The 23095-nt window shown below is 41.6% G+C and carries 24 protein-coding genes and 1 riboswitch; all 24 genes read right to left on the reverse strand.

Annotation, left to right across the window (positions count from 1 at the left end):
* Positions 1-52: 52 nt before the first annotated feature.
* On the reverse strand, positions 53-682 hold the full coding sequence (locus EHE19_RS16025) for a precorrin-8X methylmutase (protein WP_014256575.1): 630 nt from the start codon (positions 680-682) through the stop codon (positions 53-55).
* Positions 682-1206, reverse strand: coding sequence for a cob(I)yrinic acid a,c-diamide adenosyltransferase (locus EHE19_RS16030; RefSeq protein WP_014256576.1), 525 nt, complete (start codon positions 1204-1206; stop codon positions 682-684). Before EHE19_RS16030 ends, EHE19_RS16025 begins: the two co-directional genes overlap by 1 nt.
* Positions 1203-2705, reverse strand: a complete 1503-nt coding sequence (locus tag EHE19_RS16035; protein WP_024832141.1) for a cobyric acid synthase — start codon at positions 2703-2705, stop codon at positions 1203-1205. Before EHE19_RS16035 ends, EHE19_RS16030 begins: the two co-directional genes overlap by 4 nt.
* A complete protein-coding gene (gene cobD, locus EHE19_RS16040; RefSeq protein ID WP_137698962.1) occupies positions 2698-3762 on the reverse strand; it encodes a threonine-phosphate decarboxylase CobD in 1065 nt (354 codons plus the stop codon). The genes EHE19_RS16035 and cobD overlap by 8 nt, the downstream gene beginning before the upstream one ends.
* Positions 3750-4703 (reverse strand): adenosylcobinamide-phosphate synthase CbiB, encoded by a 954-nt coding sequence (gene cbiB / locus EHE19_RS16045; RefSeq protein ID WP_014256579.1) that lies wholly within the window; start codon positions 4701-4703, stop codon positions 3750-3752. Before cbiB ends, cobD begins: the two co-directional genes overlap by 13 nt.
* Positions 4700-6043 carry a cobyrinic acid a,c-diamide synthase CobB gene (locus EHE19_RS16050; RefSeq protein WP_137698963.1) on the reverse strand — a complete coding sequence of 448 codons (1344 nt, stop codon included), beginning with the start codon at positions 6041-6043 and terminating at the stop codon, positions 4700-4702. Before EHE19_RS16050 ends, cbiB begins: the two co-directional genes overlap by 4 nt.
* Positions 6033-7232, reverse strand: a complete 1200-nt coding sequence (locus tag EHE19_RS16055; RefSeq protein WP_024832145.1) for a bifunctional cobalt-precorrin-7 (C(5))-methyltransferase/cobalt-precorrin-6B (C(15))-methyltransferase — start codon at positions 7230-7232, stop codon at positions 6033-6035. Before EHE19_RS16055 ends, EHE19_RS16050 begins: the two co-directional genes overlap by 11 nt.
* Positions 7229-7591 carry a sirohydrochlorin chelatase gene (locus tag EHE19_RS16060; protein WP_137698964.1) on the reverse strand — a complete coding sequence of 121 codons (363 nt, stop codon included), beginning with the start codon at positions 7589-7591 and terminating at the stop codon, positions 7229-7231. Before EHE19_RS16060 ends, EHE19_RS16055 begins: the two co-directional genes overlap by 4 nt.
* Positions 7588-8886, reverse strand: coding sequence for a glutamate-1-semialdehyde 2,1-aminomutase (hemL, locus tag EHE19_RS16065; protein ID WP_014256583.1), 1299 nt, complete (start codon positions 8884-8886; stop codon positions 7588-7590). The genes EHE19_RS16060 and hemL overlap by 4 nt, the downstream gene beginning before the upstream one ends.
* The gene (gene hemB, locus EHE19_RS16070; RefSeq protein ID WP_014256584.1) at positions 8883-9863 is read right to left on the reverse strand and encodes a porphobilinogen synthase; all 981 of its coding nucleotides are present in this window, start codon (positions 9861-9863) and stop codon (positions 8883-8885) included. Before hemB ends, hemL begins: the two co-directional genes overlap by 4 nt.
* The gene (cobA, locus tag EHE19_RS16075) at positions 9829-11358 is read right to left on the reverse strand and encodes a uroporphyrinogen-III C-methyltransferase (protein ID WP_137698965.1); all 1530 of its coding nucleotides are present in this window, start codon (positions 11356-11358) and stop codon (positions 9829-9831) included. Before cobA ends, hemB begins: the two co-directional genes overlap by 35 nt.
* Before the next feature lie 4 nt (positions 11359-11362).
* Positions 11363-12235, reverse strand: coding sequence for a hydroxymethylbilane synthase (hemC, locus tag EHE19_RS16080; protein WP_137698966.1), 873 nt, complete (start codon positions 12233-12235; stop codon positions 11363-11365).
* Positions 12232-13461: a precorrin-6A reductase gene (gene cobK, locus EHE19_RS16085; RefSeq protein WP_024832149.1), complete on the reverse strand. Its 1230-nt coding sequence runs from the start codon at positions 13459-13461 to the stop codon at positions 12232-12234. Before cobK ends, hemC begins: the two co-directional genes overlap by 4 nt.
* 29 nt (positions 13462-13490) lie before the next feature.
* Positions 13491-14216 carry a precorrin-3B C(17)-methyltransferase gene (gene cobJ, locus EHE19_RS16090; protein ID WP_014256588.1) on the reverse strand — a complete coding sequence of 242 codons (726 nt, stop codon included), beginning with the start codon at positions 14214-14216 and terminating at the stop codon, positions 13491-13493.
* Between the two features lie 26 nt (positions 14217-14242).
* A complete protein-coding gene (gene hemA, locus EHE19_RS16095) occupies positions 14243-15247 on the reverse strand; it encodes a glutamyl-tRNA reductase (RefSeq protein ID WP_137698967.1) in 1005 nt (334 codons plus the stop codon).
* On the reverse strand, positions 15244-16281 hold the full coding sequence (locus EHE19_RS16100; RefSeq protein ID WP_024832151.1) for a cobalt-precorrin 5A hydrolase: 1038 nt from the start codon (positions 16279-16281) through the stop codon (positions 15244-15246). The genes hemA and EHE19_RS16100 overlap by 4 nt, the downstream gene beginning before the upstream one ends.
* Positions 16278-17036, reverse strand: coding sequence for a precorrin-4 C(11)-methyltransferase (gene cobM, locus EHE19_RS16105; RefSeq protein WP_014256591.1), 759 nt, complete (start codon positions 17034-17036; stop codon positions 16278-16280). Before cobM ends, EHE19_RS16100 begins: the two co-directional genes overlap by 4 nt.
* Positions 17037-17038: 2 nt before the next feature.
* Entirely contained in the window at positions 17039-17719 is a 681-nt protein-coding gene (gene cobI / locus EHE19_RS16110) for a precorrin-2 C(20)-methyltransferase (protein ID WP_014256592.1), read from the reverse strand.
* Positions 17716-18849 carry a cobalt-precorrin-5B (C(1))-methyltransferase CbiD gene (gene cbiD / locus EHE19_RS16115; RefSeq protein WP_014256593.1) on the reverse strand — a complete coding sequence of 378 codons (1134 nt, stop codon included), beginning with the start codon at positions 18847-18849 and terminating at the stop codon, positions 17716-17718. Before cbiD ends, cobI begins: the two co-directional genes overlap by 4 nt.
* A gap of 152 nt (positions 18850-19001) precedes the next feature.
* Positions 19002-19856 (reverse strand): ATP-binding cassette domain-containing protein, encoded by an 855-nt coding sequence (locus EHE19_RS16120; RefSeq protein WP_014256594.1) that lies wholly within the window; start codon positions 19854-19856, stop codon positions 19002-19004.
* 12 nt (positions 19857-19868) lie between these two features.
* The gene (gene cbiQ, locus EHE19_RS16125; RefSeq protein WP_024832153.1) at positions 19869-20645 is read right to left on the reverse strand and encodes a cobalt ECF transporter T component CbiQ; all 777 of its coding nucleotides are present in this window, start codon (positions 20643-20645) and stop codon (positions 19869-19871) included.
* Positions 20642-20968 (reverse strand): energy-coupling factor ABC transporter substrate-binding protein, encoded by a 327-nt coding sequence (locus EHE19_RS16130; protein WP_014256596.1) that lies wholly within the window; start codon positions 20966-20968, stop codon positions 20642-20644. The genes cbiQ and EHE19_RS16130 overlap by 4 nt, the downstream gene beginning before the upstream one ends.
* Positions 20969-20970: 2 nt before the next feature.
* Positions 20971-21711, reverse strand: a complete 741-nt coding sequence (locus tag EHE19_RS16135) for an energy-coupling factor ABC transporter permease (RefSeq protein WP_024832155.1) — start codon at positions 21709-21711, stop codon at positions 20971-20973.
* A 130-nt stretch (positions 21712-21841) separates the two neighbouring features.
* A riboswitch (cobalamin riboswitch) is annotated at positions 21842-22039 on the reverse strand.
* A 350-nt stretch (positions 22040-22389) separates the two neighbouring features.
* Complete coding sequence (locus EHE19_RS16140; protein ID WP_024832156.1) at positions 22390-23094, reverse strand: JAB domain-containing protein; 705 nt, start codon at positions 23092-23094, stop codon at positions 22390-22392.
* Position 23095 lies beyond the last annotated feature (1 nt).

A 23095-nucleotide genomic window follows, 5' to 3' on the forward strand; every position in this document is an offset into this window, starting at 1 on the left:
GCACCAATAATAGCTGTTTTGTCTATTTCATTGCATAGTTCCTCCTAACACTTTAGCTTTCACGTGGATATGCCATATACAAGAGAGCATTTACAATTGCCGCCGCCACATTACTGCCGCCTTTTCGCCCTCTTGCAACGATATAAGGAACACCGCTTTTCATAATAAGCTCCTTTGACTCGACGACATTCACAAAGCCTACTGGTACACCAATAATTAAAACAGGTTTTATTTTATTGCTTTTTATCAATTCATCCAGCTTGATAAGGGCTGTGGGCGCATTGCCTATAGCAAAAATAAGAGGCTTGTCCAATTCTGCCGCCTTTTCCATAGATACACTCGCACGGGTTGAATTTTGCTCTTTCGCCTTTCTTGCAACATCTTCATCTGCCATATAGCAATATGCCTTGCCGCCGGCTTTTGCCAAAGCAGCCTTGTTGATACCGGATAAAGCCATTTTGGTGTCTGTTACAATGTCAACCCCTTTCTTAATGGCTTCAAGCGCAATATTTATTACATTTTCGGAAAAGCAAAGATTATGAAGATAATCAAAATCCGCAGTAGTATGAATTACTCTCTTAACAATAGGCGCAACCTTCGCGTCCAGTTCAATATCTCCAATTTCCTGAGTTATTATTTCAAAGCTTCTCTTTTCAATTTCATCGGGTCTATACAATTTCATCAATATTCAATCCCCTCTCGTGCTTTAACACCACTATCAAATGGATGCCTGATTTTTTTAATTTCAGAGATATAATCGGCCAAACCAAGCAATTCCCCATCAGGATTTCTCCCTGTAAGAACTACTTCGGCATGGAGCGGTTTGGTCTTCAGAAAGTCCACTACTGCTTCTTTGTCAATAAGGTTTTTTTCTATTGCTCCAATAAGCTCGTCGAATATGATAAGGATTTTTTTATCACATGATATAACTTCAATAGCTTTTTCAAAGATTCTGTTATTTTCTATTTTAAGTGCCGCTTTCTCCTCATCGTTTAATTGCCAAGTAAATTTGCCCGGTTTTTTACTTCTTAAAATTAATACATTTTCCACTTTATCCAAAATGTTCAATTCACTTGTATTCCATGACTTTAAAAACTGAGCCAGAATTACCTTATAGCCGCTGCCGCAGGCACGCAATGCAAGTCCCAACGCTGCTGTCGTTTTCCCTTTCCCGTCGCCGCAATAAATATGAATCAACCCGTTCATAGAGTAACACCTTCATCAATAATTTTATAAATATACTTCATATCGAGAGATTTGCGGAGCTCATCTGCCAATTTGTCATATTCCCGCTCTTTATGCGCTTTAACGTCACAGCTTAAGGTTTCATTGTATTCAAGACCTTTTTTGTTGTACAAAGCTTTTATAATGGTCTTTAAAACCTCTTCGCTGTCAAAAATTCCATGGACATAGCTGCCATAAACATTCCCCTGGCAAAGCCCGTCGGTTTTCTCACCGCCGTCCATGCTTTTCAGCATCGACAAAAAGCCTTCAGCCTTTGTTATACCCATATGTATTTCATAGCCCTCGAAGCTTTTTCCATTGAGCTCTGAAAAAATACCACCAGCGCATTTAAAAATGCCGCTTACTCTGGTTCTTGTCTTTTCCTTTTCAAATACGGTATGGGCATCAATGAGTCCCAAGCCCTTTATTTCGCCGCCGCCTTCCACATTGTAAGGGTCCTTAAGGCTTTTGCAGAGCATCTGATATCCGCCGCAAATACCGAATACAGGATTCCCCCTGCTTGCATATTTTAATATTTCAGCCTCAATACCGCACTCTCTCATCCATTTTAAATCGTCAATTGTATTTTTTGTTCCCGGTAGAATCAGCAAATCCGGACACTTAAATTCCTTTGCACTCGAAATATATCTAACCTTGGCTCCCAAAATCAATTCAAAAGCATTAAAGTCCGTAAAATTTGAGATTCGGGGAAGTTTTATGACAGCAATATCAATGTCCACCAACACACTGCTATTTTCAAATACTTCAGAAAGGCTGTCCTCATCATCTATTCTCATAGTCATGTATGGAACTACACCGACTGTTGGAACAGGTATAAGGTCTTCCAGCATTTTAAGCCCCGGCTCCAGGATCTTGATATCGCCTCTGAACTTATTGATGATGTTCCCTTTAATATACTTCTTTTCAGTTTCATTCAGTAGCATGTAAGTTCCGTAAAGTGAAGCAAACACACCGCCTCTGTCAATATCTCCAACAATCAGCACAGGGGAATTTGCCATCTTTGCCATGCCCATATTGACTATGTCATTTTCTTTTAAGTTTATTTCTGCCGGGCTCCCTGCACCTTCAATCACTATAATGTCATTTTCAGCGGCAAGGGAGCTATAGCTTTTCATAATTTCCGGTATATATCTTGTTTTGTTTTTATAGTAATCCATAGCTTTCATATTGCCCACAACCTCGCCATTGACAATGACCTGTGAACCTTTGTCGCTTGTGGGCTTCAAGAGGATGGGATTCATCCTGACATCCGGCTTCTTATATGCGGCTTCGGCCTGTACAACCTGAGCTCTGCCCATTTCAAGCCCGTCCTCAGTTATATAGGAATTCAGTGCCATATTCTGTGACTTGAAAGGCGCCACCCTATAGCCGTCCTGTGAAAAAATCCTGCAAAGTCCTGCAGTTATAAGGCTTTTGCCTGCATTAGAAGTTGTCCCCTGTATCATGATTGCCTTAGCCATTTTTTATTACCTCGCTTATTGCATTAATCAGCTTTTCATTGTCTTCACGGCATCTGACAGCTATTCTGTAATATGTATCGTCAAGTCCTTTGAAGTTGGCGCATTTCCTTATCAGTACGCCCTTTTTATAAAGCCTGTCATACAAATCCGTCTGTTCTGCTTTAAATAAAATAAAGTTAGTATGGCTTTCAAAAACCGTGAAGCCAAAGCTGCTTAAGTTTTTTGACAAATAGCCTCTTTCTTCATCTATGATCCTGGCAGTCCTTATTAGATAATCCTTATCTCCAATTGCGGCGATCCCTGCTACTTGAGCAGGTGTCGACACGCTCCACGGCTGCCCGGCTTTTTCAATCTTCAACAGTATTTCTTTATTGCTGCATAAGCAATACCCGAGCCTGAGCCCCGCCATCGCGAATATTTTCGTAAAAGCCTTTACAATTATCACATTGTCAAAATCCTCAAGATACTCTATAAAGCTATAGCTCTTCTTTTCAGCGACAAAATCCATGAAGCATTCGTCAATGACCAAAATACAGTTTTCCTTTCGGCATTTTTCTGCAAGCTTGTATATTAAGCTCCTGTCTGCCAAATTTCCCGTCGGGTTGTTTGGGTTACAAATGAAAACAATATCCTTACCTGACACTTGCTCCAATATGCCGGTTCCCACAGTAAAGCCATATTCAGGGCTTAATCCAAAATACTCGATTTTACAGCCGGTGTTCTCAAGGGCCTGTCCGTATTCGGAAAAGGTTGGCGCTGTGAGGAGAGCAGTCTTCGGTCTTAAGGCATAGCATATTCTGTAGATTATATCTGCCGCGCCGTTTCCGAACAGTATGCAGTCCGCTTCAAATTTTTCATAGGCACTTACAGCTTCCTTCAGCTTACGGCAATTAGTATCCGGATAGGCACTATAGCTTTCAATACTCTGAGCCAACGCCTTTTTAACATTGTCAGGCAAACCCAGAGGGTTTATATTAGCCGAATAATCAAGCGGTTTTGCTCCATTCATCTCCATATATGAATAGATATCGCCGCCGTGCATTGCTATATCATCCACCAGATACACCCCCTTACAATCATGGCAGCAATCACTGCTAAAACAGAAGTCGTATACATCAATTTGTTTGTGAGAACTATATCCTGAGCTACAATTTCCCGATTATTATCACCAATAGTCGGCTTATGGACAAGCTGTCCGAAATAATAGGCATTGCCCGCCAGCTGTACATTCAAAGCTCCGGCGCATACCGACTCGGTTTGTGCAGAATTTGGGCTTTTATGGTTTTTCCTATCTCTTAGAAACATTCTAAAAGCATTTTTATAGTCCAGGCCGTTCAATGCGCTTGCCGCAATCATAAGCAGTGCAGTTATCCTTGCCGGTATGAAGTTTGCAATGTCATCAAGCCTTGCAGCAACCTTTCCGAATTTTTCATACTTTTCATTTCTGTAGCCTATCATGGAGTCCATTGTGTTAATCGCCTTGTATAAAAAAGCAAGGGGCGCGCCTCCTATTGCCATATAAAAAAGCGGAGCTACGACACCGTCAGTGGTGTTCTCGGCTATCGTTTCGACTGTGGCTTTTGTGATACCCTTAGCATCCAAATTCTGCGTATCCCTTCCGACAATGTAGGATAAGTATTTTCTAGCTTCCGGATAATTGCCTTCCTTGAGAGGGTAATAAACCTTCATACTCTCTTTTTTCAGGGATTTTACGGCAAAAATCTGGTAGCAGAAGTAAATTTCAATCCCCATAGCCAGATAGTAATTCAAAGTATTTGCCAGATACAGTATCAAAAATGGAACAAAAAAAGCTAATCCCGATATAACCAGCACGAGAACTGTCCCTGCAAAAAGCTCGTTTTTTACGATTTTTCTTAACATTTTCTCCAAAGCACTGATTGCCTTTCCAATTATACACACGGGATGAAGTAGCCAGTATGGATCTCCGAATATCAAATCAAGTATGAAAGCAATACCAATAACAAACAGATATCTCATTTTTTGTACTCCTCACATTTTTTAATAAATCTGGCTGCCATTTGAATGTTCCCCCAAAAATGAATGTGAGGGTAAAGAGCGAATACGTTCTCCTTGCAATATCCGGTTTCCCACGTTTTCCCGCTTGCTTTTCTGGCTGTAAGGCTACCGGAATCAGAATCATTTTTAGAATAATGAAATTCGTGGGCAGTGGCGGACTCTCCATGCTCCAAAAGCATGGTGTTGTCCTTTGCAGTCAATGTAACATACCCGAAATTCTGAAGTTTCTCCGTCATCTCAAAGCTCGGTTCAATTATGTGGGTCATTGCATAGGAATTAATACTTTTTCCCAGGTACATAAAGCCGCCGCATTCGGCATAAATCGGCATTCCCTCACGCCATGCAGCTCTTATGCTGTTTATCATTCCGGCATTTTTGCTGAGCTTTTCAAGATAAAGCTCCGGATATCCGCCTCCTAATATCAAGCCGTCAACATCCTCCGTCAGCCTAATGTCCTCAGTAGGTGAAAAATATATCAGCTTTGCACCCATTTTTTCGAGAAGCTCAAGGCTGTCCTGATAATAAAAGCAAAATGCCCTGTCCTTAGCAACTGCAATTCTTACATCTGATATTTGCTCAACTTCAATTTTCTCATAGTCAAAATGTTCCGCATTATTTGCAATATCAAGAAGCAGGTCCAAATCTATAGTCTCTTCTGCTATAGCAGCAAGTAATTCCGTCTTTTGCTTCAGCGAACCTATTTCTTTTGCGGTAACCAGCCCCAAATGACGGCTCCCAATGACTGCCTCGGGTTCAAAAGGCATATAACCTGCCACTCTTATTCCAAGACGGTTTTCAATAGTTTCTTTGTACATTTTATACATGTGCTTTGAAACATTATTTAAAACTACAGCTTCAATCCTGTTTTTATCAAAATCCAGATAACCCTTTATCATAGCGGCAACGGAGACCGAAGCTCCCTTGCAGTTAACTACCAAAACTGCAGGAATTCCAAGCTTGTTTGATATATCCCATGAAGAGTTTTCACCGGTATTTCCACCCACCCCATCGTAAAAGCCCATAACGCCTTCCACGACCGAAACATCAGTATTCTCGCTGTTTTTGGCAAAAAGGTATCTTGCCTGCCTTTCTCCGCATAAAAATAAATCAATATTCCTTGAGTTTGTCTCAATTATTTCGCTGTGAAACATAGGGTCAATATAGTCAGGGCCGCATTTAAAGGCAGCTACCTTGAGCCCTCTGTTCTTTAACGCTTTTAGTATTGCACAGGTCACTGTTGTTTTTCCGCAGCCGCTGTTTGTTCCAGCTATCATGATTCTGTTGATTTTTTTATTTATCATTCTTTTCACCATAGATTATGTAAATAGGATTGTTTGCTATCATCATATTGTAGCTTCCGGCCTTTTTGCTTTTTGAACAATTCAGACAAACAATATCTGTTTCAAAATTTATCTCTTTGAATGCCTCAAGGGCCTCAGTTAAAGTCTCAAGGGTTATTGCCGTAATCAAAATTTTTACATCTTCATTTGCCCTATACAGGCTTTTAACCAATTTATCCAGATTGCCTCCGCTTCCTCCGATAAACACCTTGTCCGGGACAGGCAGCTTCCTTATTTCCTCCAATGCCTCTCCAAAGACGGGTATTACATTTAACGCGCCGAGATCGGACTTGTTTTTACAGAGAAGCTCAAATGCATTGTCTTTTTTCTCTATAGCGAAAACCAATCCTTCGTGGGCTTTTCTAGCCATTTCTATAGCTACCGAGCCGCTGCCCGCCCCTATGTCAAACAAAACATCCCGTGCTTCTATCTTCATCATGTTTACTGCAACCCAGCGCACTTCCTGCTTCGTCATTGGAGTTTCATTCCTTGAAAGCTCCTTGTCAAAAAGGGGCATATCCCTGTTTACACAATTCTCATTCTCAAACAAAAGAACCGTAAGGCTGTCAAAGGAAATCTCAGAAAGCTCCTCCACCGTTCCGCATAAAATTCTTTCACCCGGCATTGAAAGCAGCTCCCCGGCTGTAACTTTTATCCCTGACAAGCCATTTTGCTTAAGATCCTTTAATATTTTCGAAGCGTTGTTAGCCCCGCCGGTCAGAACAAAAGTGTACCGGTTATATGCGATACTCCCCGGAAGATTACCTTCTCTTCCATGGAGGCTCACAGCTCTGACATCCTCATAGCTTAGCTTGATTTTACTGCAAAGATATTGAAGACTGCTGATTCCGCATGTAAAGAACACATCAAAATCAATTCTGAATTTTTCATCCAGCCTTTTTGCCATACTGAAAAATCCCACATCTCCGGAAACAAGAACAGCCATTTTTTGAGCTTTTGAGCTTCTTATTTTCTCTTCGATGTCCTGATATGAACATTTAATAATACCCTCTTTGAAGTCTTTGTACAAATCTCCGATTCTGTCAAATGCATAGACCTCATGGCAGATTTCCAGCAGCTTCGCACCATGTCCTGTGATTTCCTCCGGCGCCCCGGGGCCGCATCCGATTATGAATATTTGCTTTTTCATAATGCATCCCTTATCCTGTCGGCTAATATTTCCGCCAATCTTTTATCCGCTCCCAGCGTCTTTCCCATTGTAATTTTTACATCCTTATTTTCTTTAAGGTATTTGTCAATTTCCTTCGGAATATCTTCTTTTATGTGTACACCTTCAAACAGGAAATAAGGTATGACAATTATGTTATCAACACCTTTTGCTCTCAGCTTTTCAAGCCCGGTATGAAGATCCATGTTTGAAAACTGCAGGTATGCAGTTTCAATAATTTCCTCACTGAATATTTCTCCAAGATAATTTACAACCTGCTGTAAAGTCTGCTCTGTTGACTTCTCCCTGCTTCCATGGGCCAGTATCAGTATTCCTCTCATGCAAAATCTCCTCCGTTTTTCATTTCTCTCAAGGATTTTTCTGCTTTTTCCAATGTTTTTTCTATGTCTTCCTCTGTATGCGCATCACTCACAAACATGGCTTCAAATTGTGCAGGCGCCATATGTATACCGTTATCCAACATATGCTTGAAAAATTTTGCATAAAGCTTTGTATTGCTGCTTTTAGCAGTTTTAAAATCAGTTACAGCTTCCTTTGTAAAAAATACGCATAACAGGGATCCGACCCTGTTCACAGTGAGAGTCAGCTCCAGCTCTTTTGCCATCCTCTTAAATCCTTTTTCCAGTGACTCTGCCATTCTGTCTATTCGCAAATATATATCCTTGTTTTCCTTAAGTTCCGTCAACTGTGCTATTCCTGCTGCCATCGCTATGGGATTTCCAGAAAGGGTACCCGCCTGATAAACTCCCCCAAGGGGTGATACAAGCTCCATAATCTCTTTTCTTCCCCCATATGCCCCAACAGGCATACCTCCTCCGATAATTTTGCCGAAGGTGACAATATCCGCTCTGACATCAAAATATTCCTGTGCTCCTCCCGGGCAAAGCCTAAATCCTGTAATGACCTCATCAAAAATCAGAAGCGCTCCGTTTTCATCACATAGAGCTCTGAGTCCGGCAAGAAAATTATCCCGTGGAGGAACTACACCCATATTGGCCGCCACAGGTTCAAGGATGACAGCAGCAATTTCTCCCTTGTTTTCTGCAAAGAGTCGTCTCACACTCTCTATATCATTATAATCTGCAATCAGAGTATTTCTTGCAAATTCACCAGTTACACCAAGACTGTCGGGATGTGAAAGAGTCAAAGCCCCCGATCCCGCCTTAACTAGCATACTGTCGCAGTGTCCATGGTAGCAGCCATCAAATTTTATTATTTTACTTTTTTCAGTAAAGGCACGGGCAAGCCGTAAGGCACTCATGACAGCTTCTGTTCCGCTGTTTACCATCCTTATCATATCAATTCCCGGAACCATGGAAGTAATAAGCTCAGCCATTATTACTTCTTTCTCCGTCGGTGCGCCAAAGCTCAACCCGTAATCGACAGCCTTTTTGACGCTTTCTGCTATCTTTTTATTGTTATGTCCCAGAATCATGGGCCCCCATGAACAGACATAATCAATATATTCTCTATCCTCTACATCATAAATTTTGGAGCCGTTCGCTCTTTTTATAAAAACAGGTTCTCCTCCAACTGCCCTGTAAGATCTCACAGGACTATTCACCCCGCCCGGCATTACACTCCTGGCTCTGTCAATCAAACTGCTGCTCATCATCCGATATCTCCCTTCTCAATTGCTTTTGATAATTCCTTTGCATAGTACGTTATAAGCATGTCCGCACCTGCTCTGAACATACTGACGGCACTTTCGCACATAACAGCATATTCATTAACAAGGCCCAACTTGGCAGCGCTTTTTATCATTGCGTACTCACCGCTTACGCTGTATGCGCAAATGGGGTTTTGTGTTTTATCCTTAAGCTCTCTTATAATGTCAAGATAAGCCATGGCCGGCTTTACCATCAAAATATCCGCACCCTCCTGAATATCCAGCATGGCTTCCTTTAAAGCTTCACGCCTGTTGTGATAATCCATCTGGTATGTCTTTCTGTCCCCAAAGGCTGGAGCAGATTTGGCCACATCTCTGAACGGTCCGTAAAACGACGAAGCATATTTTACTGAATACGACATGATTGGAGTATCATGAAAGCCTTTGCCCTCAAGGGTTTTCCTTATTTCTGCAACCCTGTTGTCCATCATGTCTGACGGAGCGACAATATCAGCCCCGGCTTCAACATGGGAAAGAGCGATTTTAGCAATGTAGGGAAGCGTCAGGTCATTTATGACCTTGCCGTCCTTCACTATGCCGCAGTGTCCGTTTGCCGTATATTCGCACATACAGACATCTGTTATTACAGTTATTTCCGGATACCTTTCCTTGATTTTCCTTACGGCTTTTTGTACGACTCCGTCTTCGCTATAAGCTCCGCTCCCTTCATCATCTTTTTTATCGGGAATACCGAAAAGCAAAACCGATTTAACGTTGGCATTAAGAATATCTTCTATCCCTGCCTGTACGGTATCGGGGCTGTAATAGTTATGTCCCTCTAAAGATTCTATGGGCTCGATAATTCCGTTCCCTTCCTTTATGAACAATGGAAGTATTAATGCTTTGGATGAAATCCTTGTTTCTCTTGCCAAATCCCTTATGTTTTTATCATTTCTCAGTCTTCGTGGCCGTATTGCGTTCATATTGCACCTCCGTAATTTTACTTATCATTGAATCAATGGTTGCCTCATCCGATATATAGTGCTTGATTCCATATTTTTCAGCAGCTTTTGAAGTTTGGCTGCCAATACATATTCCCGTTATCTTGCCTAAGTCAATTCCTTGTATTGATCCGACAAAGCCTTCAACAGTCGATGCGCTCGTAAATGTCACATAAATGCCTGGATTACCATTTATTAGAGCCTCTATGTCCCGGCTTCCCTTATTGACATATAAGGTATCATATACCGGAACATCTTCAAATGCTCTTTCATTTTCTTTTAGAACAGCCGTTATTTCAGCACTACCCTTTAAAGCTCTCAAAAGAAGTATTTTTTCATCAGCACCCGCTATTTTACAAAGCCCTTCCGCCAGATGCTTTCCGTCAAAAATCTCAGGTATGTAGTCTGCTATAATTCCGTAGCCGGCAAGCGTTTCAGCAGTCTGACTCCCGATTGCGGCAAATTTTTGACCGGCCAGAATTCTAATGTCCTTGTTTTGCCTCTTCAAATATTCAAACAGGATATTAACTCCGTTTTTACTTGTAAAAACAATCCATGAGTACTCTTTGATGTTGCTTACTACTCTTTCCAACCGGCTGTTATTTTCAATTTCCTTTATCTCAATGCATGGATATTCTATAACATCTGCACCCAGTTCCTTAAGCTTGGCGGTCAATGTACCGGCAGAGTCCTTAGGTCTTGTTACAATGATTTTCACACCCATGAGCTCTCTTTTTGAAAACCAGTCAAATCTGTCACTCAGACCACAAACCTTTCCTACCACAATAACGGCAGGAGATTTGACGCTTTTCTCTACAGCCTTTTCATAAAGGTTTTCAATTGTGCCCAGAATTTTTCTCTGACCGGCTCTTGTTCCATTTTCAATAATTGCAGCCGGCATATGCTTATCCATACCTTCTGCCAAAAGTCCATCAAGTATTTGTCGCAGAGAAGAAATCCCCATTAGAAAGACTAATGTGCCTCCTGACTGTACAAGTGCTTTGAAGTTAACCGACAGCTCTTCGCCCTTCTTTTGATGTCCCGTTATGACGTGAAAGCTGCTGCAATAATCCCTGTGGGTTATGGGAATCCCTGCAAATGCAGGCGCAGAAATCGCTGAGGTAATACCCGGAACCACCTCGAAAGGAATCCCGTTTAGCTCCAGAAGCTCCAGCTCTTCTCCGCCGCGTCCGAATACAAAGGGATCTCCACCCTTTAACCTTATTACCAGTTTTCCCGCTAAGGCTTCATCCACAAGAATTCTGTTGATTTCTTCCTGAGGCACCGGATGCCTGCCGCTTTCCTTACCCACATCTATTTTTTTTGCATTGTCCGGTATCAGCTCCAGAATATCATCTGAAACAAGCCTGTCATAAACAACAACCTCAGCATTTTTTATATATTCCATTCCTTTAAGGGTTAAAAGCCCCCTGTCGCCCGGACCTGCCCCTACCAAAACCACAAAGCCCTTTTTCATGAAGTCAGCACGCCTCCCCCTTGAGCCTCTTTGCAAGCGAAATACCCATTTTGACTGCATCTTCAGCCCTGCCATACTCTATACCTTTTATTGCTATATTTTTTTCTTCGTTCACATAGAGCCCTCTTAGCACTAATTTATCGTTTTCGAAATATGCATAAGCTGCAACCGGCGATGAGCAGCCTCCATCCAAAGCGGCAACAAAGGCACGTTCGGCATCGGAAACTATTTTTGACCTTTCACTATGGAAATTAGCGAGATAGCGTGTATCTTCACCTTTCCTGGTCTGAACGGCAATGATTCCCTGACAGGCCGCAGGCATTATTTCTTCCGTTGTAAAATACCTGCTGATCCTGTTTTCCAGTCCAAGCCTCTTAATCCCGGCGGCAGCCAGAATAATTCCACAGTATTCTCCGTCATCCAGCTTTTTTAGCCTGGTGATAACATTCCCTCTGAGTGGCTCGATATTGTCAAAGCCAAGAGCTTTAAGCTGCAGCATCCTTCTTTTGCTGGAGCACCCTAGCGGCTTGCTTTTATCACCTTGATTTGCAGGAAGGATGAGAACATCCCTCTCGTCTTCCCGTTCCGACAAGGCCACCACGGGTAATTCAGAATTAATTTCCATGGGCATATCCTTGTAACTGTGTACAGTTATATCCACACCTCCGTTTCGCAGCGCTTCGTCCAATTCCTTAACAAACAATCCCTTGCCACCGATTTTATCAAAGGTTTTGTCTAAAATTCTGTCCCCTGTTGTTTTCATGGTGACTAATTCAACTTCTATATTACTGTCGTATTTTTTTATGGCATCTATGACCATCTGAGCCTGTATGACTGCAAGTCCACTGTCCCTGCTGCCAACTCTCACTGTTTTCATGTTTGCTCCCTCCGGTTCTTTAAGAATTCCCTTATTCTTGCAGCCGTTTCCTTTGCCGCTTTATGGTTGCTGCCGTCCTTTGAAATCAGTCCGCCTGTAACCTCCCCGTTTTCAAATATAGCAGGGAAGTAAAAATCGCACAGCTCTTTTCTGTCACATACATTTACTGGAATCCCCTCTTTCCGTGCGTCATTGCAGACCTTTTCATTCACATCCCTGTCGTCCGTTGCAGCAATTGCCATGAAAGCGCCATTCAGGTCACCCGGCAGGTAATTTCTTTCAATTAGTGTAAGCTTGTTTTCGCCGGCTAAAAGCTTTATACTTTCCGACTGGCAGGCAGCAATCACAACCAACTCCGCGCCATAGCGTATAAGAACCTGGACTCTTCTTGTGGCAATCCTTCCCCCTCCGATGACAACAACCTTTTTGTTTTTCAGGCTAATAAACATTGGAAAATGGGACAAGGATTCTTCTTGCGTAATTCCAAATTCCTTTTGAAAATATATAAACATTTCCTCCAGCGTCATGCCTTCTTCTTTACAAGGCCTTCCTATCAATATAACCTTTGTCCCCAGCTTTCTTGCTGCATCAATCTTCTCCTGAAAGCCTCCGCTTTTCCCGGTTTCCTTTGTTACCAAAAACTTAGCATTGATTTGTTCCATGGTCGCCAAATTCATATTCTCACTGAAGGGTCCCTGCATGCAAATTATATTCGTCGCGCTAAAGCCTGCATCCGAACATGCCTTTATTGCCTCAGCCGTTGGCAGTACTCTGACAAAAACTCTTTCTCTGTAATTTTCGATTTTTGAATATGGCAGCAACTCCTTACTTCCGGTTGTCACAAAAATATTTCCCTCTGTACCGTTAAGATAGGCACATGCTGCTTCTATGCTTGAAAACTCTAGGACATTTTCATATTCCAATGAAGGCCTTACCAGCCTCATCACAGCCTTGCCGCATCTTTTCGCAGCCTCCTTTACATTCTCCGAAATGATTTTGGCATAAGGGTGTGTTGCGTCCACAATATAGTCATAGCTTTTTATAAGTTCTGTAATCTCTTCAAGGGAAAGCCTTCCCTCCTTTACCGACAAAAAAGGCATGTCAGGCATCACCAGTGAACCGTATCCGGTGGCTACAGCTGCTGTAACCTCAACACCGTTTTCGGCTAAAAAAGTACTTAACTTTCTTCCTTCATTTGTTCCTGCAAATACAATCACTTTTTTCATCTTATTCTACCTTCAATCCAATGCAGAAATTATATTCTGTATCCCCTAGGAGTTACCAGTTTCCCGTTTATGACCCTGGTAGTGGAATTTCCGATTATTACTGTGGTAAACATGTCCACCACCTCGTCTTTTAATTCTTTAAGCGGCAATATCTTGTGAGTTTGTCCCTCTCGCCCTATATTTCTTACATATCCGCACATTGTATCCCCGCTTATATTTCTCATCACGATTTCACAGGCTTTTTTAAGAAAATCCGCTCTCTTTTTGCTGGATGGATTGTAAATCACTATTACAAACCCGGCCTGCGAGGCCAGATCCAATCTCTTTTCAATGTCCTCCCATTTTGTAAGAAGGTTGCTTAAGGATATTACCGCAAAATCGTGTGTTAAAGGTGCTCCAAGAACCGCTGCCGCAGAGCTTGCTGCAGTAATTCCTGCTATGACCCTGATCTCTTCACGGATTCCAAGCTCCTCACATATTTCAATCATCAGGGCCGCCATCCCGTAAATCCCTGCGTCTCCGCTTGAAACCATAGCTACATTTTTGTTTCCTTTTGCAGCCAGCGCAGCCATCCTGCACCTTTCTACCTCCTGCATCATGGGGGTTGCTATTATTTCCTTGCCCTCAATCAAATCTTTGATTATATCTATATATAAAGTGTATCCGGCAACTACCTCGCTGTTTTTTAGTGCCTCTATCGCAAGCGGTGTTATCTGTGCTTTCTCTCCCGGCCCTATGCCAATAATACTAATCATGACTCTACCCCACCCATTTATTTTTATTATTTTACCGCCATAAGTCGTTTTCTTTGGGCATACCATTTGTTAAAATTCTCAATATGCTCTGCTATCAAACTCTTCATGGCTGATATTTCCTTAGAATTGTCCTTCCGTGCGGTTTCCCCAAGGCTGTCAATATTGTAGTACAGTATACCGTTTATCTTCCCGACCTCAGGGTCTATGTCCCTGGGTACTGCAAGATCAATAATGTATTTGGGCTTATTTGCACATCTGTCAATCATATCGATAGTAACAGTCTGATGGGGACTTGATGTTGCGCTTATTAAAATATCCACATATGGTATCAATGACTCCCTGTCGTGATACGGAATAACTTTACAGCCTGTAGGAACAATTATGCTTTTGTTGTTGTGGGTTCTGGTAGTTATGTGGACCTCACATCCCTTTGCAATCAGTTCCTCACAAACTTTTCTTCCAACTACTCCGTTACCGATAACCAACGCTTTGCAACCTGCTTTTTTTTCAATATATTCACTTACCAGTTGTACCGACTGCCCGGCTACCGAAGGCGAAACGGCATTGAGCACCAGCTGAGTCTTTACCTTTTTGGCACAGGTTATGGCGTACCTGAAAAGTGTGTTCAATGCCGCATCGCTTGCTCCCTCATCAATAGCAATCAGCATTGCTTCTTTAACCTGCGTCAATATCTGGTCTTCTCCAAATATCATTGAGTGAATTCCACAGGCAAGCTCAAAAAGATAAACCGCCAAATCTTCACCCTTTTTAACATAAAAACACTTCTTCATATCATCATCAAGATTGGCAGCATTGCAGAATATTTCAACCGGATCCGCTTCTTCGCAATGGCTTAATGAAATGTACGCCTCTGTGCGGTTGCAGGTTGAAATCAAAACCACTCCGGAAACACAAGCCTCCTTATTTATTTTGGCTAGAATATCTCTTATTTGATTTTTGTTGAACCCAACCTTTTCTCTTAATTCCAGGCTTGCGCTGCGATAATCAACTCCAGCCATGATTATATTCAAAAGCTACACCTCCATGCCCTTTCTGCGATAGCAACAGTGACTCCATCTCTAGCTCTTTTTCCCATTATCAATTTCCCATGATTGCTGGCCAGTATGGCCGCTCTTTCACAGACATTATCCACACCTGTAACAGCCCTTACAAACCCCGATGATGAAAAGCTCCCTTTAGCCTCCATAAGCTCTTTATTGGTATAAAGCTTAAGACAGTATCTGAATTTGTCACAAAGCCGTATAATTGCCTCTTCTTCTTTTTTTATATCAATGGTTGCAACACAGTAAACAAGATTCTTTGGTATGTTCTCTGCCGCCAGTGTTTCAAGAAATACTTCTTCCAATATCTCTTCCGGAATTCCTTTCCGGCATCCCACTCCCACAGCAAATAGCTTAGGGCACAAAAATAATGTATTTTTAAAAGGCTGCTTGTCCGCATTTTGCTTTTTGTGATCATATATATATATTCCGTAATCAGTTGTATCCTTTGTAAAGAATTCCGGTAATTCACCTTCCACCGGAAAATCACAGCGAAAACCAATTTTTTGACCATTCAGCAATGCGGCAGAAATATGCTTTATGTTTTCTATGTTCAAAATATGAAGACCGTTTTCCTTTGTCCACACATCAACCGAAAAAACGCCGTTAATATCTGTAGCAGTAGTAATAATTGCCCTTCCTCCCAAAAAAGACGCCAATTTATGGGCCAGGCTGTTTGCACCGCCCAAATGCCCTGACAATATGGGAATCACATATTCTCCTGTTTCATTTATCACAATGACCGCCGGGTCGGATGCCTTATTTTTAAGGAATGGCGCAATTGCTCTTACGGCTATACCGGCAGCTCCAATAAATATTATTGAATTGCTGTCCTCAAAGGCTTTTCCTGTAAGTGCGCTAAGATTGTCTTCCATCTGAAGCAGCTCGCCGCCTCCATACTTTGAATATGCAACGATAGAATGTCCCTCTTCTTTAAGATAATCAACCAGGCGCTTACATAAGAGTGAGCTCTTTTGGGTAAAGGAAATCAAGGTTATCCTCATTGTTCTTTCGCCTTCCTGAATTCATGGGTAAAGCTTGCATCATAAAGCTTTGAAAGCTCGTGCTCACAAGAAAGAAAATCCCCTACAAGTATCAAGGCCGTTTTGGTAATATTGTTTTCCTTTGCACTTTTATGAAGCTCTGCAATTGTGGTACGGACAATCTTCTGCTCCGGCCATGTAGCCTTATAGACAATAGCAGCAGGCGTATCGGATTTGTATCCGCCTTTTACAAGCTTCTCACTAAGCTTCTCAAGCATTGAGGTCGTAAGGAACAAAACCATGGAAGCCTTATGAGATGCAAGCTTTTCTATATCCTCATCCGGAGGTACGGGCGTTCTTCCCTCCATCCTTGAAAGAATAACAGTCTGACTCACACCAGGCAGTGTATATTCAGCATTTAACACCGCTGCCGCACCGCAAAATGAACTGACTCCGGGCACAACGTTATAAGGAATTTTATGCTTGTCCAACAACTTCATCTGCTCCTTGATTGCTCCATAAATACTTGGATCGCCTGTATGCAGCCTTACCAGTATCTTATCAGGTGAATATTCTCTAACGAAAACATCTATAATTTCATCAAGTGTCATAGAAGCGCTGTTGTAAATCTTGCACTCAGGCTTTGTACACTTAAGGAGCTCCGGGTTAACCAAAGACCCTGCATATATGACAACATCAGCTTTTTTCAAAAGCTCCTGTCCCCTCACTGTTATCAAATCAACCGCGCCCGGTCCTGCTCCGATAAAATAGACCATTTTTATTCTCCTTTAACTATAATAATCGAAAAATAACTGCTATCTTCATTTAAGTCCCTAAGACTGTTATATATTTTCTCATTTTCCATAAAGCAGCATTCTACCATTTTGGAATTGTCAAGCAAATTATGCTTCTCCAGCTTCTGCTTTATGTTTAAAATACCCTTTCCGCTTTTCATAAGCACCTTGCTTCCGTTCAAACGTAAGAGTTCATCCGCACCTTCATAGGATGCAGGAACAATATGCAATGCTTCCTTCCCATTACACAATGAAATGCCCAGTTTGGCAGCAGCCGCGCAAAACGAGGGAATCCCGTTAACAATTTCAGCAGAATATCCTTTTTCAACAACCAACCTGTGCACATACATATATGTAGAATAAATTGTAGGATCACCGAGCGTTATAAATGCCAGGTTCAAGCCTTTTTCGAGCTCTGCACAAATCAGCTCTACACAAGCTTTATGACTCTCCCGCAGTATTGCTGTATCCCTTGTCATAGGCATACTGCAGTACATTATCTTTTTGCCGGAGATATACTCACCCACAATATTCAGAGCTGTTTTCTCGCCTCCGGTATCAGGTACTGCAATAATATCTGCCTTATGTAAAGTCTCAACCGCCAATAGAGTAAGAAGCTTCTTATCTCCCGGTCCAACACCAACTCCGTATAAAGTTCCTTTCAATGCCCAACCTCCTTTAGCTCATTGATAAAGTCCAACACATTATCTGTCTGCATTAACACGCCATTTTCATTTGAAAATACAAGAACTTCAATCCTTGCCTTATTCATCACACGATAATTTAAATGATATACTATTTTTCCCAATATGCTTTCATACACCATTTTGGATATATTGTTCTGCAACAGGATATTGTGAATTTCATCTGTTGTTTTTGCATTCATGATTTTTTCGACCGTTTCTTTTCCTGCACCGGCTAATGCACTGTGAGCGGCAAATATTTCATTTCTGCAGTCAGCAATTTTCGAATGTGTATTCATAACACCGGCAGCTAACTTGACCAATTTCCCTATATGTCCGACAAGCAGGATTTTTTTAAAGCCCAAATATATCGCATAATCAAGAGCTTCACCAATATAATTTGAAATTTTTACAGCGCTGTCAACATCAATGCCCAAATGCTCTCTGGCATAACCAACTCCATAATTTCCGGGAGAAATGAATAGCACGTTTTGACCGTTTTGCTTTCTGATAGACATTTCCAGCTTGATTGTATCTATCAATGCAGCTTCACTCATGGGCTCCACAATGCCTGTAGTTCCCAGGATGGATATGCCTTCGACAATCCCAAGCCTTTCATTGAAGGTTTTCTTTGCAATTTCCACTCCCTGGGGAACAAATATTTCCACATGAAATCCGCCATCGTATTTGTATAGACGGGCAACCTCTTCCAACGCATTAAAAATCATCTTTCTTGGTCCGGGATTGATAGCCGCCTCTCCTATTTTGCAGGGCAAACCCGCAGAGGTTACTCTTCCGACACCTATCCCTCCGTCAATGGAAATACCGGCTTTTGCCTTTTCAACCCTGGCATAGATCCTTATTCCGTTTGTTACATCAGGGTCATCCCCCGCATCCTTTATGATGCAACAGCTTGCGGAAGCTTCATTGAGAATGATATCTTCCGGCTTAAGAATTATTTCTTCCCCTCCGGGAAAAGTTAAAGAAACCTCCGGAATCTCTATCTTTTCAAAGAGCATAATTGCGCAGGCTTTTGCGGCAGCTGCCGCACAGCTTCCGGTTGTAAACCCTTTTCTTAGCTTTTTACCAGACTTTATTATATAATCATTCATTATTCCACCCACACTTATGCCTTTATATAAATTATGCGGGAAACTCACTATTTCAATTTCACAAAAACCGTAGAAGCATCGATATTTTGCTCATTGAAATTAGTGGTTTCTTGGCGCAAATTATATAGTACTGTATCAACGCGATTTCCTTTTTAGGTAGTTTTTCTTTTCTTCCAGTCATTAAGAGCTTTTCTCGCTTCGGATATGGTATTGGCATTCTCCGAAAATTCAAAGTCATCCTTTTCCTTTAGTATCTCCATCAAATGTCCGATTCGTGGAAGTCTTAAGTTTACACTCCTTATTTCATCCCTATGAGCGAATACTTCTTTAGGAGTACCTTCCAGCACAATCCTGCCCTGATCCATCACATAGGCATAATCACAGTAAAGCGGTACTATGTCAATATCATGGGTTGAAATAACCACAGATAATCCTAAATCCTTTTGTATTTTCCGAAGAAGTTTCATAATTTCACTAACTCCCATGGGATCAAGTCCTGCCGTAGGCTCATCAAGCACCAGCACTTCGGGCTCCATAGCCAGTACTCCGGCAATGGCTACACGCTTTTTCTGTCCGAAACTGAGACAGTGGGTTGGCTTATCCTTAAGGTGTGATATACCAATCCTGTCCATTGCAGCATTTACTCTCTTGCGGACTTCTTCTTCAGGCAGCTTCATATTTATTGGACCAAAGGAGATATCCTGAAGTACACTTGCCGAAAACAACTGGCTATCCGGGTCTTGAAACACAATACCCACAGATTTGCGAAGGTCTCTAAGGCCCTTTCGGGAATAGTCCAGCTGAAGTCCCTTAAACAGCACCTTACCGGCCGTTGGTTTGAGTGTTCCGTTTAGAGAAAGAAACAGTGTTGATTTTCCCGCTCCATTTCCACCCAGTACGGCAGTTGTCATTCCTTGCTTTATATCAAGTGTCACTCCCTTTAAAGCATGTGTTCCATCAGTATATGTGTAATGAAGGTCCTTTACCTCCAGGATGTTCTCTATCATGAATAACTCCTCCTATACTTGCTTTAAAGCTATTGAAGATAAAACAAGTATGACGTTGATGGTTACTGCCAGGACATATCCTTTCCAATGCTTTTCATAGGTTTCTTCAAGTACATTGAGCTCTCCCTCGTATCCTCTTGCCTCCAGTGCAGTGTATAGTTCATCCGAACGCTTGTATGATTTTATGAAGAGCATGGAAATCAATGAGCCTAAAGAGCGATATCCGGCAGTCAGGCTTGAATAGCCCATACGGCAATTCTGTGCATTATAGATGGTATCTGCAGTTTCCAGCAATACAAATATAAACCTGTATACAAGCCCCATAAGCTCCACTAAAAGCTTTGGCATCCGAAGTCTCCGTAGTGCCGCCAGCAAATCCACCATAGGGGTACTAAGGGACAGAAAATAAAGGCATGAGACAGCTCCCAGTGCTTTGAAAAACAGCTTAATCGCCTCTTGCAGCCCTTCATTTGAGACACCTATCCATGTTCCTGCAACAGGAATTGCTGCCAGCAGGCTTTCTGGTTGCTCGGATATATTCACTGCAACGGTAGACACCCCTATTATCAAAAAAGAAACAGGCAATAACAGTAGTTTTATAAAAAAACGGAGGGGAGTCCCACCTCTTGAGACGGTCATGCCCCCCATAATAAAAATCACTGCAACCGATATTATCAAGTTATCTGCCCATAGACATACAGCCAGCGTCAGCAAGGCAAATGTAACCTTTTGCAAGGGGTCTGTATGTTTAAGCTTTGAGCTGTAAGCATATTTATCTATAGAAATCATGCGCTCTTCTCATCTTCTTTCTTTCTGCGGCCTTTCAAATAACCTAATCCATACCCGATTATGCCGGCGCCGATAGCAGCTTGCAATGCAAAAAGCAAGCTCTCAATCTCTCCGCTTTTCGGTTCAAAAATGGGTGAGAACCAAGGTTCATAATCTGCATTTATTTCTGCTATTGCCTCCTCCGCTTGCCCATCTGCTCCACCAAACTCAGCATCTTTAGCAATAAACAACGGAATAATTGCTAAAGCTATAATAATAAGAATCAACAGCAGGTTAACAGAAAGATTATTTTTTTTTGTTTGCCTTATCGCTTCAGTTTGCATGATTAAGCCCCCTTTTGTAATAGATTTAAGCTCTTCAATTCATCTTTGCCATAAGCAGCTATTGCATTAAATATTAATACTGTAAGTATACCTTCACTGATTGCAAGAGGAATCTGTGTCACTGCAAAAATACCCATAAACTTAGCCAGTGATGCAGCAAAACCACCTACTTCAGCTGGAAAAGCTAGTGCAAGCTGCACTGATGTCACCATATACGTCAACAGATCACCCAGTGCTGCCGCTAAAAACACTGCCAGCCATTGAGGTCCTTTCGCTTTCTTTACCAGCTTGTACGTTGCAAATGCAACAATAGGTCCTACAACTGCCATTGAAAAGGTATTTGCGCCAAGCGTTGTTAGTCCGCCATGAGCTAAAAGTATAGCCTGAAACAAAAGCACTATCAGACCCAGTACTGACATAGCTGTTGGGCCAAAAAGGATAGTTCCCAATCCCAATCCTGTTGGATGTGAACAGCTTCCTGTAACAGAAGGTATTTTGAGTGCGGAAAGTACAAATGCAAATGCACCTGCCATTGCAAGATATATTTTTAATCGCGGATTTTCTCGTACAGTTTTATTTATTGAAAATAGTCCTATAACTATAAATGGTACGCACAATACTCCCCATGAGATTGCCCAGACCGGAGGTAAGAATCCTTCCATGATATGCATAGCTGAAGCCATTGTTGGCATCAGTATTACCATAAGTCCAAGACCCAAAGCCAATTGTAATTTTTTGGACATAATACTCACTCCTCATACAAATATTATTTTACAAACAAAAAACCTCTCAACATAAATAGTCAAGAGGTCATGCATACCCGGAATAATACTGTGCAGACATACACAACACCCCCTATCGCTCGTAGAGTAAATGGTGTTAAAAATGCAGGCAGGTCTTCTGGCTCAAGCATCATCATTCTCCAAACCTTCCCAGTTTCCCAGTGGTATCTATGGAGAACTCCACTTTTACAGCGGCGTGACCGCGCGGGATTTTCACCCGTCTTCCCTTTTCACTGATTCACACATTTTCTAGTAATGCATAACCAGCACCTGATTTTATATTAAATTATTAATATATTATATCATTATTCAGATTATTTCAATGGATTATTTCATGTTTTATAAGATAATTTTGTCCAGTTCTGTAATTGCTTTCAGTTATAGATGATTTGATTTGTTCAAGGTAATACCAGGAGCTATGCAATTACCTGTATATTTGAAGGTGTAAGCTCCTTGGCGAGTGCTTTTGTCACACCAATTATATCCGCCTTTGCAGCAGAATAATTAAACTCACAATATGCCCCATATGAAAGAAACATTTATTATCTTTACTTTTTCTCACAAGCATGTGCTTTAAAACACTTTGGGTGTACTTGAAAACACCTTTAAGATTACAAATCTAATCTTTAAAATCCAGTTCTAACGTGAGTGTGTATGCTGAACCCTATTCAGCTTTTCCTTTGCAGTAGATGCACCTAATTCAATCACCCCATAATTTGCAATACTTCTGCTCTCTTTGGGAAGTTCTCCTTTCTCTGCCATAGAAGTATAAATTGTATCGGCAACAATAATATGATCCAAAACCTTAATCCCAAGCGGATGAAAAATATCAACTATTCTCTGTGTCAATGTTTTATCTTCCATAGAGAAATTTTGGGAGCCTCCGGGATGGTTATGGGCTAAAATTATTGCGTTACAATCGCAGGCAAGAGCATATTTTAATATTTCTCGCGGATAAACTGGTGCCTGTCCGATACTCCCTTCAGACATGATTTTGGTTTCGATTATGTTATTGCCACTGTCCAAAAAAGAAACCATAAACCTTTCTTTATCCTTCATCCCTCCTAAAAGGGCTAAAAAGTACTGACCTGATGCGGTTGATGAATTGAGTATAATCTTATCATCCTTCTCATAGACTTTCAAAATATTATAAGATGCAATAAATTCATTGAGAAGTCCGATTTTTTCCAGCTGTTTTTCATTCGGCTCCATGATGTGAGGATGTTCCAGGATATTGAAAGGGTTGTTTGTTTTCACGTACTGTTGAAGCTTTTTATAGGGGAGTCCTGTTAAACTTGTCAGTCCTTTTAAGAATTTTTCGGTGTGTTGCATTTCCTGTTTCATG

This window comes from Ruminiclostridium herbifermentans, from assembly GCF_005473905.2.
In the GTDB taxonomy this organism is placed as follows: Bacteria; Bacillota; Clostridia; order Acetivibrionales; family DSM-1351; genus Ruminiclostridium; species Ruminiclostridium herbifermentans.